Source organism: Collinsella sp. TM05-38 (assembly GCF_003466445.1).
GTDB lineage: Bacteria > Actinomycetota > Coriobacteriia > Coriobacteriales > Coriobacteriaceae > Collinsella.
In genome coordinates this window covers 49056-62063 of the sequence record NZ_QSPM01000003.1, presented here as the reverse complement: position 1 = coordinate 62063, position 13008 = coordinate 49056, and the positions used below count along the sequence as shown (strand labels likewise).

11 protein-coding genes are annotated in these 13008 nt (G+C 58.4%); 5 read left to right on the top strand and 6 right to left on the bottom strand.

Annotated elements, in window-relative coordinates; all coding sequences use genetic code 11:
- Window positions 1–12: 12 nt before the first annotated feature.
- Window positions 13–1305, top strand: coding sequence for a radical SAM protein (locus DXD49_RS02030; RefSeq protein ID WP_117794076.1), 1293 nt, complete (start codon window positions 13–15; stop codon window positions 1303–1305).
- Window positions 1298–2917, top strand: coding sequence for an ABC transporter ATP-binding protein (locus DXD49_RS02025; RefSeq protein WP_117794075.1), 1620 nt, complete (start codon window positions 1298–1300; stop codon window positions 2915–2917). Before DXD49_RS02030 ends, DXD49_RS02025 begins: the two co-directional genes overlap by 8 nt.
- Window positions 2918–3015: 98 nt before the next feature.
- Here the strand turns inward: DXD49_RS02025 and DXD49_RS02020 are convergent, their stop codons facing one another.
- The 6 genes from DXD49_RS02020 to DXD49_RS01995 form a co-directional block, all read right to left on the bottom strand.
- Window positions 3016–3825: a gamma-glutamyl-gamma-aminobutyrate hydrolase family protein gene (locus tag DXD49_RS02020; RefSeq protein ID WP_117734249.1), complete on the bottom strand. Its 810-nt coding sequence runs from the start codon at window positions 3823–3825 to the stop codon at window positions 3016–3018.
- Between the two features lie 87 nt (window positions 3826–3912).
- Complete coding sequence (locus DXD49_RS02015; RefSeq protein ID WP_117794074.1) at window positions 3913–4677, bottom strand: amino acid ABC transporter ATP-binding protein; 765 nt, start codon at window positions 4675–4677, stop codon at window positions 3913–3915.
- Between the two features lie 36 nt (window positions 4678–4713).
- Window positions 4714–5547 (bottom strand): amino acid ABC transporter permease, encoded by an 834-nt coding sequence (locus tag DXD49_RS02010; RefSeq protein ID WP_117794073.1) that lies wholly within the window; start codon window positions 5545–5547, stop codon window positions 4714–4716.
- Entirely contained in the window at window positions 5544–6203 is a 660-nt protein-coding gene (locus DXD49_RS02005) for an amino acid ABC transporter permease (RefSeq protein WP_006234894.1), read from the bottom strand. Before DXD49_RS02005 ends, DXD49_RS02010 begins: the two co-directional genes overlap by 4 nt.
- Window positions 6204–6341: 138 nt before the next feature.
- On the bottom strand, window positions 6342–7337 hold the full coding sequence (locus DXD49_RS02000; RefSeq protein ID WP_117794072.1) for a glutamate ABC transporter substrate-binding protein: 996 nt from the start codon (window positions 7335–7337) through the stop codon (window positions 6342–6344).
- Between the two features lie 548 nt (window positions 7338–7885).
- Window positions 7886–9667 (bottom strand): 1-deoxy-D-xylulose-5-phosphate synthase, encoded by a 1782-nt coding sequence (locus tag DXD49_RS01995; RefSeq protein WP_117794071.1) that lies wholly within the window; start codon window positions 9665–9667, stop codon window positions 7886–7888.
- 228 nt (window positions 9668–9895) lie between these two features.
- Between DXD49_RS01995 and DXD49_RS01990 the strand changes: the two genes are divergently transcribed.
- The 3 genes from DXD49_RS01990 (at window position 9896) to DXD49_RS01980 (ending at window position 12952) form a co-directional block, all read left to right on the top strand.
- On the top strand, window positions 9896–10453 hold the full coding sequence (locus tag DXD49_RS01990; protein WP_117794070.1) for an HD domain-containing protein: 558 nt from the start codon (window positions 9896–9898) through the stop codon (window positions 10451–10453).
- A 3-nt stretch (window positions 10454–10456) separates the two neighbouring features.
- Window positions 10457–11476, top strand: coding sequence for a putative ABC transporter permease (locus DXD49_RS01985; RefSeq protein WP_233539417.1), 1020 nt, complete (start codon window positions 10457–10459; stop codon window positions 11474–11476).
- Window positions 11477–11674: 198 nt separating this feature from the next.
- Window positions 11675–12952 carry an ammonium transporter gene (locus tag DXD49_RS01980; RefSeq protein WP_117794147.1) on the top strand — a complete coding sequence of 426 codons (1278 nt, stop codon included), beginning with the start codon at window positions 11675–11677 and terminating at the stop codon, window positions 12950–12952.
- Window positions 12953–13008 lie beyond the last annotated feature (56 nt).

The following is a 13008-nucleotide window of genomic DNA, read 5'->3' as shown; positions in this document are numbered from 1 at the left end:
AGGGATAACCATATGAAGCCGTCTCAATACAACTTGATTGAAAACCACAGCGAAAGAACGCTGGTGATGAATTCAAAGACTGGCGCAATCCTTTCGTTGGATAAACAACATGCAGAAAGTATGTGCCGCATGGTATCGGGAACCGAATGTGAGCCAGATGAATTGCGCGAAGCGTTGCTTCAAGGAGGAATGCTGTTAGAAGATGATCGTGACGAAAAAGAGGAAATGAAGGCGATGGGCCATCTTGCTCGATTTTCCAATCGCTCTCTAGGCATGACGATAGCCCCGACATTGGAGTGCAACTTCTGTTGCCCATACTGTTATGAAAAAGGACAACGCAAAACGACAATGACTCCGGAGGTTGAAGACCGGCTTGTCTCATTCGTAAAGGAGCGTTCACGGGGGCTGAGCGAGCTTGAGATCGGTTGGTATGGTGGAGAGCCGTTGCTGCAAGTCGATAGAATTCAGCGGCTTACAGAGCGTATAAAGGCGATCCTTAATCCAGAGTGCTCCTATTCGGCATCCATCGTTACAAATGGATATCTTCTGACGCCAGAAGTGGCCGAGACTCTCGCGGCTTGTGACGTCAAGATGGCTCAAATAACCTTGGACGGGTCTCGAAAGGACCACGATTCTCGGCGGTTCTTGCGGAACGGACAGCCGACGTACGATGCGATTCTAGACAACGTTTCTAAAGTCACGCATCTGTTGGATATTTCCATCAGGTGCAATGTCGATGCCCATAACATTGTCGGTGCTGGCGATTTGCTGGATGCACTCGAGGAAAAGGGCCTTAAAAACAAGGTTGGATTCTATCTGGCGCCTGTCGACAATATTAACGATACGTGCCCAAGTGACAGTAGTTGTTTTTCGATGGAGGCGTTTTCTCAGGAAGAGCTGGACTTTTATAGTCATGCAGTTGATAGGGGGCTCTACGTTGACCTGACGGTGCGCTTTAATCCGGCTATATGTGGCGCCGTTTGTGCAGGGTCGTTTGTAGTGGATCCGGAGGGCTATCTTTATAAATGTTGGGACGAAATCGGGATGCGTGAACGCTGCGTCGGCACGCTTGCCGAAGGGCCGAGGATGAATGCTCAGCTGGTCCAATGGCTAAACTATGAGCCGAGCGATCATGAGTGTGAAGAGTGTTTTGCCTATCCCTCATGCATGGGAGGTTGCCCTAATCACGCTCTTCATGGAGGGTCAAAACAGTGCGTATCTCAAAGGTATCAGGTGCGCCAACGAATGATTTTGACCGAGAAGGCTCAGCGATTGCTTTCGGAACTGGATTCAGCTCATGTTTAATCTCTGCGCAAGAACAATAATTAAGAATCCAAAGTATATAACCTATCTTCTAATGTGCCTGCTCTCGCTTGTGGTTGGTCTCGCAATTCCTTTTCTGACGGGACAACTGGTCAACAACTTTGTCGGTGTCGCGCGAGATGGGGAAAGCGCAATCGCCATCGGCGCTGAGATAGCAGCGCTGGGTATTGTGCGAGCCGGTTTGAATTGCGTCAGTGAGCTGGTCTATGTCGATCTGCAAACACATGTGGGATTTGCATTGAATGAAGAGGTGATAAGTCACGTTCAAAGGCTACCACGGGTCTTCTTTTCTAATTTTGATGCCTCATATTACAACCAACAGATTAATCATGACGCTAACGATTTGGTGATATTTGTTATAAACGCAAGTGTCCAAAGCGTGAGCAATATAGTGACGTTGCTTGTGGTGTTTGTTGTCCTGGCGACCATAAACGGTCACCTGGCAATGCTGTGTATGGCTCTTGGCATAATAGGTGGCGCGGTCTATTCGCTTTTCAAAAAGTGTTTGTTCGCAAGAAGTTTCGAGGCTCAAGAGCAGGAGGCTCGATTCTTTTCCGATCTGGAGAAGCAGCTTAGCAACGCACAATTTATCCGCAGACATGTTCTATTCGAGGTTTTCAAGCAAAGGCTTGAGCACTCTTTTGCAGAGCTATATCGTTGCGTTTATCAGAACCAGCAAATTAATGCGACCTTTACATTTGCCAACACTGTCGTCACATCTTTGGCACAGGGTGGAATCTTGATCCTGGGCGCAAAGGAAGTTCTCGACGGCAATTTGCTGCCCGGCTATCTTATGACGGCGCTTAGCTATTACTCCTATTATTCTTCGGCTATTGAATTCTTCCTTGCGCTGGGCAAGGACTATCAAACGTCAAAAGTATCCTACGAGCGTTTACGGCGCTTGCTGGACATGCCAGAGGACTCAAACGGGGCCATTATCCTCGCCGATGTTTTCGAGGTGAGCTGTTCCGAGCTGGCGTATAGCTATCCTGAGTCTGAAAAAACCGCGTTCAGAGACATTCGAGCTTCTTTGGAAAAAGGAAAGGTATACGGAATCGTTGGGCCGAACGGTTCCGGTAAGAGCACGCTGCTGGATGTGATAAGCGGTTGCGATCCAGAAAACTGCAAGGGTGATATTTGGATTAACGACAAGCCTCTGAGCTCTCTGGACCGCTATGCGCTGCGGAAGCGCAATATCGGGATTACTGAGCAGGAGCCGCCCCTGACCGAGGGGTCGATACGGGACAATTTAACTCTTTGCTGCAGAAGCACTGAAGAGCGTGACCTTGAGAGCCTCATTGAGAGAATGGGGCTTAAAAAGATGGTCGATTCAAGTGGTGGACTTGATGTCGAGCTGGACGATAAGCAGAACAACATTTCAGGAGGGGAGAAGCAAAAAATAGCGATAATTCGCCAGCTGCTGAAAAACCCGGACGTGATGATGTTTGATGAGCCGACATCTGCACTTGACAGTCAAAGCAAGCAGGCGTTTATCGAAATCCTTAAGGAAAGAAAGGGGCGACATATCACGGTCATCGCTACGCACGACCCTGTGCTTATTTCGGCATGCGATGAGGTGATTGAAATTGCCTGACGGGTTAGTGGGCCTAGCATATCAAATTCAGGGGGCGGGCACTGTAGCTGGTGCCCGCCCCCCTGGCATGAAAGGCTTTAGCCTGTGTGGTTCGTGAGCTAACGGGCCTGCTTTACCTTGGCCGCTGCCTCGACAAACGACTTCCACAGGTTAAAGTCGGTCTCGAGCGTCTGCCAGGTGTACTCGGGATGCCATTGCACGCCCAGGCAGAACGGCTGGCCCTCGACCTCGATGCACTCGGGAACGCCGTCGGTTGCCTTGGCGACCAAGCGCGTGCTTTTACCCAGACGATCGACGCAGCAGTGGTGTGCGGAGTTGGTCTGGATCAACCTGTGCCCGCCAACCGCGCGCTCCAGCAGCGAGCCCGGCACGACCTCGACAGGATGCACAGGGTCGTTGAGCACGTGGGTATGGCGCCACTGCGTGCGGCCCTCGCGCGCGCCCAGGCTCGGCACGTCCATGCACAGGGTGCCGCCGGTGGCGACATTGAGCAGCTGCGTGCCTCGGCAGGTGGTAAAGAGCGGCTTCTTGGCGCGAAGCACCTCGTTAACCAGCTTAAACTCAAAACGGTCGCGAATCTCGCAGCACAGCGTGGGGTCGTAAGGACGCTCGTCGCCCCAGCGTTTGGGGTTGACGTCCGGGCCGCCAGGAATGGCAATGCCGTCGGCGATTTCCACGTAATGACGGATAACATCGATGTCTTCGGTAATAGACATCTGCAGCGGCAGGCCACCGGCGGCAAGGATGGCATCGACAAAGACGCTTGCGATTTCCTCGTTGGGGGAGAGCATCTCGCTTAAAAACGGCTTTGCCTCTTCCCAACGCGGCGCGACGAGGATGAGAGGACGGTCGGCGGGGGCAACGTCGACGTGCGGGGTATAGGACGATGAGGTGCGAGTTCCGATCATGGGTGTGGCTTTCGAATCCGGGTGGACATAGCACAGGGGTGACGCGGGACAAACGCTGTTGACGAATTTGCCCGCGTGGCAATGGGGTTAGTGGCCCTTGATGGAGTTGAGGAACTCTTGGGCGCGTTGGGTCTTGGGATGGTCAAAGAACTCATCGGGCGTGCCGGTCTCCACGATCTGGCCGTCGGCCATAAACACGACGCGGTCGGCTACACGGCGGGCAAAGTTCATCTCATGCGTAATCACGATCATCGTCATGCCCTGCTGGGCCAGACGGACCATGACCTCGAGCACCTCGTTGATCATCTCGGGGTCAAGAGCGCTCGTGGGCTCGTCGAAGAGCATGGCCTTGGGCTGCATGGCAAGCGAGCGGGCGATGGCGACGCGCTGTTGCTGGCCGCCCGAGAGCTGTGCGGGCACCTTATCGGCCTGCTCGGCCACGCCTACGCGGCTCAGCAGGTCCATGGCGCGCTCGCGGGCCTCGTCCTTGGAGATGCCCAGCACGTCGACCGGTCCCAGCATGACGTTTTGCAGCACCGTCATATGTGCGAACAGGTTGAACTGCTGAAACACCATGCCCAGCTCGGCGCGCATGCGGGCAAGGTCCTTGCCTTCCTGCGGCAGGGGCTCGCCCTCGATGAGGATCTCGCCCGAGTCGATGGTTTCCAGGCGGTTGATGGTTCGGCACATGGTCGACTTGCCCGAGCCCGAGGGACCGATCACCACGACGACCTCGCCGCGGTCGACCGAGAGGTTGATGTCGTCGAGGACGTGCAGATCGCCATAGTGCTTATCGACGTGCCTGAGCTCAATCAACGGCCGGTTGTCGGTAGTAGAAGTGCTCTGTGCCATGATGCTCGGCTCCTTATGACTCGAAATGGTAAATCGTTAGCGGATGATGGTCGCGCCGGTCTTGTGCGAAACGTAGACAGCGGCCTTGTTGATCGCGACGTTGATGAGGATATAGATGACCGCGATCACCAGGTAAACCGATACGAGTGCATCGTAGTTGGTAATGAGCACGCGGGCATTTTGCATGAGGTCGGGGTAGCTCACCACATAGGCGACGGTGGTGTCTTTGACGACGACCACAAGCTGTGAAATCAACGACGGGATGATAAATCGAATAGCCTGCGGCAGCACGATTTTAAAGGTGATTTTAGCTTTAGAGAGACCGAGCGCCTGGGCAGCCTCGACCTGGCCGCGCGGCACGGCGTTAACGCCGGCACGGAAGATCTCGGCCAGTACGCCGGCTGCGGCGAGCGCGACGGGAAGTGTGAGCATCCAAAACGACGGCAGCGCAATCTTGTACTGGGGCAGCACCAAAAAGAAGAAGTAGATGAACAGCAGGCTCGGCACGCCGCGGAAGAAATCGGTGAGCACGCGGCAGACCAGCTGCAGCGGCTTAATGTCGCTGGTGCGACCGAGCATAAGGGCAAGACCCAGCACCAGCGCGATGGCGCCGGCGGTGAGTGCGACCTTAACGGTGCCCTCAAAGCCGGCAAGCAGGAACTTCCAGGTGGTGAGGTGCGTAAAGAAATACCAATAGTGGACCGAAAGCTGACCGGTCACATAAAAGCGCTGCAGTACCAGGACGGCGAGCGCGGTGACAGCAACAAGCGAGATGGCGGTGCCGATGCGAATCTTGGCGCGCATCTTGGGGCCGGGAGCCTCGTAGAGCGCATCGCGCATGGTGAGCGCGGGGGAGGAGTGCTTGCTCATCGGAGGATCCTCACCTTCTTATCGATGTAGTTGCCAATGTGGCTCACCACAAAGGCCGTGCCCAGGTAGCCGAGTGCCGAGATAAAGAAAGCGGCGACGCCGCCGAGCGAGCGCGTGTTGATATAGCTCACCACGCCGGTGAGTTCCTGGGGTTTAAGCGGCACCTGACTGCCGAGCGCCGTGGTGAGCATGACGGCGATAAAGAGGTTCGTCATGGGCAGCACGCTCGAGCGCAGTGCCTGCGGGATCACGATCTTGGCGAGGATGCGGTTGAAGCTCATGCCCAGCGAGCGGGCGGCTTCTACCTGACCGACGCCGACGGTGTTGATGCCACTCATAAAGTTCTCGGAGCCAAAGGCCGAGCCCAGCAACACCGTGGCGACGATAACGCAGGTGCGGTAGGGCAGGACGACCTTGAGCGGCGGCAGCGCATAGACGACGATGATGAGCAGCGCGATGCCGGGTATGTTACGGAAGACCTGGACATACAGGTCGCCAAAGACGCGCAGCGGCTTGAGCGGCGACACGCGCATCACAGTGACGGCGACGGCCAGCACCATGGCGATGGCAAACGACTCAAGCGTCATGCCCCAGGTTGCTAGCAGCGCGTCAATGTAGTTCTGGCCATAGAGCGACCAGAGCTCGGAGAGACTCATGCGGACCTCCTGCCGATAAGGAAAGGGGCTCCCGTGTGTACGGAAGCCCCGACAACTCAGTGAAGAAACAGTTTAGCGCAATAAAGCGCACCGTGCGTTTCCGTATGGTTTCGTTGCGGCCGTTACTAGGCGCGTTGCCTAGGCGCCGATCTCGGGCAGCTCGGGAACATTGGTGTCGCCCGTGCGGTCTCCGATGCAGATCTGCCACAGCTCGGTCCAGGTGCCGTCGTCCTCGATTTTCTTAAGGAAGTCGTTGACAAAGGCGACGCCGTCGGAATCGAGCGGCAGACCGATGCCATAGGGCTCCTTGCTGCCGAAGGGCTTGCCGGCGATCTTGTACTTACCGGGCTCGCGGACCAGGGCGCTCTGCTGCATGTTGTTGTCGATGACGTAGGCGTCAACGCGACCTTGCTGGAGTGCCTGGCGGGCCTCCTCGTCGGTCTTGAACTCCTGCTGGCTGGCCTTGGGAGCGAACTCCTCTAGGATGGCAGGGCCGTTGGAGCCGGACTGGACGGCGACGTTCTTATCGGCCAGGTCATCGACGCTCTTGATGTCGTCGTTGTCGGCGAGCACCAGGATGGCCTGCTGGGTGTAGTAGTAGGGACCGGCAAAGGAGATGAGCTTCTTGCGCTCGTCGGTGATGGTGTAGGTGGCAAAGACGGCGTCGACCTGGCCGTTCTGCAGGACGGACTCACGCGTGTCCGAGGTCACCTGGGTGATCTCGACCTTGTTCTCGCCCAGAATGTAGTTGGACAGAAGCTGTGCGATACCGGCGTCGAAGCCGCGGGTCTGACCGTCCTTCTCGTTGAGGAGGGAGAAGAGCGTGGAGGTCTGAACGCCGCCGATCTTAAAGACACCGGCATCCTTGACGGCCGTGGCCCAGGTGCTGGCGGCGATGGCGTCGTCATCGGCCTTGGGGCCGTCGTTGACGAGCTTGTCGAATGCCTTGGCATCGAGCGTGGTGGAAACCTCGGTATCCCCGGAGTTCTTGGAAGAGGCGGCGGCGGAACCCTTGTCGGTCTCGGTGCTGGTGTCGGAGCAGCCGGCAAGACCAAGGCCGGCGACGGTTGCGAAGGTAGCGGCGACAAAGCCGCGGCGGTCGAGAACGACCTGCTGGGAGAGGTTCTTGCTCATGGGAGAACACCTTTCTCAAAAAAATCCTAGTGGTTGAGTAGAGTTATACCCTATTGCGCTCAAATGGGTCAACACGAAATAACTCAGAAACATACTTACCTTATAGGTTATTCTACCTACCAAAAAGGGACAGGTTTATTTTGGCAGGTTTTATCTGGGAAAACGTCGGTTATTGCAGCTGAGACGCCGCCTTGTGGGCGGCGCGGTCGCTCATGGTGGTCGTTATATAAGTAAGGAGATCGCGTATGAACGGCTATTCATTCTTCGCATCGACCATGACCTAAAACCACCACAAAGGGGACAGGCACCTTTGTGGTGGTTCTTGCAGATGTGGCGGCGTGCCCCGCTGTTTTGTCTCGATCTGTAACAGTTGGACGGCCAAAAGGTCTCTATCTGTTACAGATTGAGACAAAGGTCAGGGGCAAAGACGGTTTGTCTCGACCTGTAACAGTTAGACGGGAATTCGGGTCCTAGATGTTACAGATCGAGATAATTGAGTTGGGGGAAATAAAAACCTCCACAGGGGTGCTTCCCTTGCGGAGGTTTTCTTACTCGTTCAGCAGCTTCACGGCCTCGGCGGCCATGTTCTCGACCGTCATGCCGTTCTGCGCGAGCAGCTCGTTGGGATCGTAGCGGTCGGGGAAGCCCTTGGCGATGCCAAAGGTGCGCGTGCGCAGCGGCGTACAGGCCAAATAACATGCCACGCGTTCGCCCCAGCCGCCGTCCAAGATTCCGTCCTCGAGGGTGACGACAACGCGATGCTTGGCGGCAAGGCTGTCGAGGAACTCGCGGTCGAGTTCGGTTGCGAAGCGCGGGTTGACGAGCGTCGCCTCGATGCCATACTCGGCGGCCAGGCGGTTTGCCACGCGCTCGCCCAGCTCAAAGAAATCGCCAAGCGCGAGCACGGCCACATCGCGGCCCTGGCGCACCATGTTGTAGCGAACGGCGCTGTAGTCGGCGTCTTCGGCGGGCGCCAGATCGGGACGGCTTACCAGGCCAATGCCCGGCACGCGAATCGCCACGGGATGCTCGCGGTGATCGAGCGACCAACTCAGCATGGACAGGTATTCCTCCATGCAGGAAGGCGCCAGGTAACGCATATTGGGAAGACCGCCCAGCATGGAAATATCAAAGAACGAAAGGTGCGTCTCGGACGTGGTGCCAAAGATTGACGCACCGAACACCAGGATGGTTGCGGGGGCGTCGTTGAGGCACAGGTCGTGCCACAGCTCGTCGTAGGCGCGCTGCAAAAACGTGCCGTACACACCAAAGACTGGCTTGGCGCCCGAGCGCGCAAGCGCGGTGGCAAAGGTTACGGCATGCTCCTCGGCAATGCCCACATCGACGAACTGTTTGCCGGCGGCAGCGCGAAGCTCGGGTGTAAAGCCCATGATGTAGGGCGTGGCGGCCGTGATGCCCACGACCTGCGGATCGTGCTCGATGGCGGCGCTGAGCGCCTCGCCCGTAATGTCGGCATAGGTGCGCGGCGCAGGCTCGCTCGGATGGCCCGGGCAGAGCTTGCGCCCAGTCGCCATGTCAAACGGACCCACGTGGTGCCAGCGCTCGGGGTCGTTCTGGGCTGGCTCAAAGCCCTTGCCCTTGGCGGTGGAGACGTGCAGCACGATGGGATGATCGATATCGCGCAGCTCCTGCAGCGTGTCGACCAGGGCCAACACATCGTTACCGGCATCCAGATAGCGGTAGTCGAGTCCCATCGCGCGGAAAACGTTGCGCTCACAGGTGCCGTTGCTGGCGCGCAGCTCGGCCAGATTGCGATACAGGCCGCCGTGGTTTTCGGCAATGGACTGGTCGTTATCGTTGACGATGATGATCAGGTTGCTATCGAGTTCGGCGGCATTGTTAAAGCCCTCAAACGCCAGGCCGCCCGAAAGCGAGCCGTCGCCAATGATGGTGATGACGTTGTACGCATCGCCCGCCAGGTCACGAGCGTGCGCCAGGCCGCAGCCCAGGCTCACCGAGGTCGAGGTGTGGCCCATGGCGAACAGGTCGTGCTCGGACTCGTCGGGATTGGCAAAGCCAGAAGCCTCACCATAACGCTCCGGATCGATATAAGTGTACGCGCGCCCAGTCAGCGCCTTGTGGGCGTAGGTCTGGTGCGAAACATCAAAGACAATCTTGTCGATGGGGGAGTTAAACACGCGATGAAGCGCAACCGTGAGCTCAACGACGCCCAGGTTGGGGGCAACGTGCCCGCCGACGGCGGCGGAGCTTTCGAGGATGGCGTGGCGAATCTCGCCGCAGAGCTGCGGGAGCTCGGCGCGATTAAGAGCCTTGACGTCCTCGGGCGTTGTCGTTTGCGTAAGCAGCATCGTTGTGGGTTACTCCATGCGAATCGAGCGCCGGCGCTCCCTCGGCCGGCACAATTGCACAAGACAGTCTCGCACATTTTGGCGTTTGATATGTGACGGCGGCGCGGTAATTCGCCAACTGGCGGGGCAAAACGTTTTGCCCGATGCCATACTGATAAGTTCCATGATGATTTTATTCATTGCGTGCAGGCTGTGGCTTGCCGCCGAGAGCCGCTGGAAGGAGGCCGCATGTCCGATACCGTTGGTGCCAAGAGCATCGCGCGCGAGGTCGACGATGCCGCCCGTCAGCTGGCCCAGGCGGGCCGCTTGGGCCTGACGCACGAGTTTATTCAGCATGGTGACGTGACGGTTTATGCACATGTGACCTCGGTGGCGCGGGCGAGCCTGTCTTTTGCCGAACGCCTTGGCCGTGCTGGCATTTCGGTCGACCGTGCCTCGCTGCTGCGCGGAGCCCTGTTACACGACTACTTTCTCTACGATTGGCACGACCCCGACCCGAGCCATCGACTGCACGGATTTCGGCATCCATTTTTTGCCCTGGCGCGTGCCGAAGAGGATTTTGAGCTGACGCCGCGCGAGCGGAATATCATCGTGCGCCATATGTTTCCGCTGGTACCGGTTCCACCGACGTGTCGCGAGGCATGGATTGTGTGCCTGGCCGATAAATGGTGCGCTCTGCGCGAGACGATCGCCGGCCGTCTGCCGCGCAAAGGCGGCGCGAACGATTTGAACGAGGGCTCGAGTGACGGCTCGAGCAAAGATTCGAGCGAAAAGAGGAGAGAGTAGACGGTGGGGACCGCGATCGACATGGCATTTGACGGCGCGACGCTTGCCGCCTGTCCGCTCTCGGCGCTGGTGCTCTCGTTTGCCTTCTACGGTTTTTGCGGCTGGGTGTGGGAGTCGACAGTCTGCGCCATGCTCAACCACGGACGATTTGCCAACAGTGGCTTTTTGCTGGGGCCGTGCTGCCCCATCTATGGCGCGGGCGGCATTGCCTGCTGGCTGCTGTTGCGCGGAATTCCTGACGCGTCGAGCCAGTTTGTCGCTGCAGCGCTCGTATGCAGCGTGATTGAGTACAGCGTGGGCGTGCTGTTGGAAAAAACAACGGGCGCTCGCTTTTGGGATTACTCGCACCTGCCGTTTAACCTGCACGGACGCATCTGTCTGTACTGGGCCTGCGCGTTTGGCTTGGGTGCGCTGTGCATTTGCCGTTTAGTGGAGCCGGCATTGCTGGGGCTGCTCGGCCATCTGCCGGTGCTGATTGTGCGGCTGTCCGCCTTTATCGTCGCGGTCGCGATGATGGTCGACGCGGTGTGCTCGTTGGCGAGCTGGCGGCGCCTGTCTGATCAGCTGGAGCGCGTCCGGGCCGACCTTGCCGACCGCATCAATGAGTCGCTTGCCGATGCCTCGGATTCAATGCTCGAACGTATTCCCGATTCTACGATTGACTCGGTGGCACAGACGCACATTCGTAGCCGTGCCGTTAACGCGTGGCTGGCCGAGCTGGGTGACGCCGCGCTCGATGCCCTGCGCGAGAAGGCTTCGATGCCGACGTTTATCGCGGATGGTGCTCGCGGCCTGGCGCTTGCCGCCCGCCGCGTGGCCGGTGCCGCGCCGAGCATGCCGCGTCCGTCGCTCAGTCGTCGCCTTGCCGGCAAGCGCATGAGCCGTCCGGTGCCAAGCGTGTCGCTCAGCCGACGCGACCTGCGCTTCTTCAATGCCTTCCCGCGCTTGCGCATCAACCGCTACGAGGGCGTCATCCGAGCCACTGACCTTCGCGACCGAGCCCGCGAGCTGTTCCGGCGCTAGCCGGGACGGATGCGCTCACGGCTCCCTTGCTTGCGTATTTCCCGTTCGTTTCGCGTCCGTTGCCGCGCCGTTTCCAAGATTGCGGCGCCGTTTCCATTCGACAACGCCGCGTTTAACAACGCCGTATCTGGTCTACACCAGTTGCTCCTCGGCCGCATTATGGGCGCCGACAACGTTCATGCGACCAAGGGGGAGCGAATGTACGATACAGGATCGACAACGTTTATGCTCATCTGCACCATGCTCGTGTTTTTAATGACACCGGGTCTGGCGTTTTTCTATGGCGGCCTGTCCAGGCGCAAAAATGTCATCAACACCATGCTTATGTGCTTTGGCGCCATTGGCCTGGTTGGTGTGCTGTGGATTGTTGCCGGCTGGTCGCTGGCCTATGGCGGCGACGGCTCGAGTCCGTTTATTGGAGGCCTTGACCAGCTGCTGTGCCTGCCGGTGCTCAACCAGGTACTGCAGGCGGCCGAGGGCAATGCCGCGGACGGTGCCGTCTACCCTCAGATCATCAACATCGCCTTCCAGATGGCGTTTGCCATGATCACGGCCGCCATCGTCACGGGCAGCCTGGCCGGCCGCGTTAAGTTTGGCGCCATGACGGCTTTCCTGGGCATTTGGCTGCTCGTGGTCTATGCGCCACTCGCCCACATGGTCTGGGGCGGCGATGGCTCTTTTATCGGCGACATCATCGGCGCGCTCGACTTTGCCGGCGGCGACGTGGTGCACATTTCGTCTGGTCTTACCGGCCTGATTCTCTGCTTAATGCTCGGCCGTCGTCGCGGTTTTGGCATGGTGAGCTATCGCCCGCATAACGTGCCGTTTGTGGCGCTCGGCGCCGGCCTGCTTTGGTTTGGTTGGTTTGGCTTTAACGGCGGCAGCGAGTTCAAGGCCGATGCCGTTGCGGCGCTTGCTATCCTCAACACCGTGACGGCCAGCGCGGCGGGTATGGTCTCGTGGCTCGCCGTCGAGCGCGTGCACACCGGTCGCCCCACGCTGGTGGGCGCCAGCACCGGTCTGGTTGCGGGCCTCGTGGTGGTCACGCCCGGCGCGGGCTTTGTCGAGCCGTGGGCGGCGCTGGTCATGGGCCTGATTGTATCGCCCGTCTGCTACTTGGCTATCAGCCATCTTAAGACCAAGTTCGGCTACGACGATGCGCTTGATGCGTTTGGCTGCCATGGCATCGGCGGCATTTTGGGCGGCGTGCTCACGGGTCTGTTTTGCGTGCCGGAACTCTCGTGGACCGGTAAAGGCGGTCTGTTCTATACGGGCGACGCGTCGCTGCTTATCTCGCAGATTTTGGGCATTGTGGTGACGGTCGTTATTGTGCTGGTGCTCGACTTGGTGATCGCCGCGGTGGTCAAGGCGCTGTTCCACGGCAGCCTGCGTGTGGACGAGGCCGACGAGGCGCTGGGCTTGGATGCGAGCCAGCACGGCGAGAGCGCATATCCTTCTTTCTCCGGACTCGATTAGCAGCTTCCCCAAGCACCGCACCTTGCCGTTCAAACCGTCGCGCGGCTTTCCCAGGC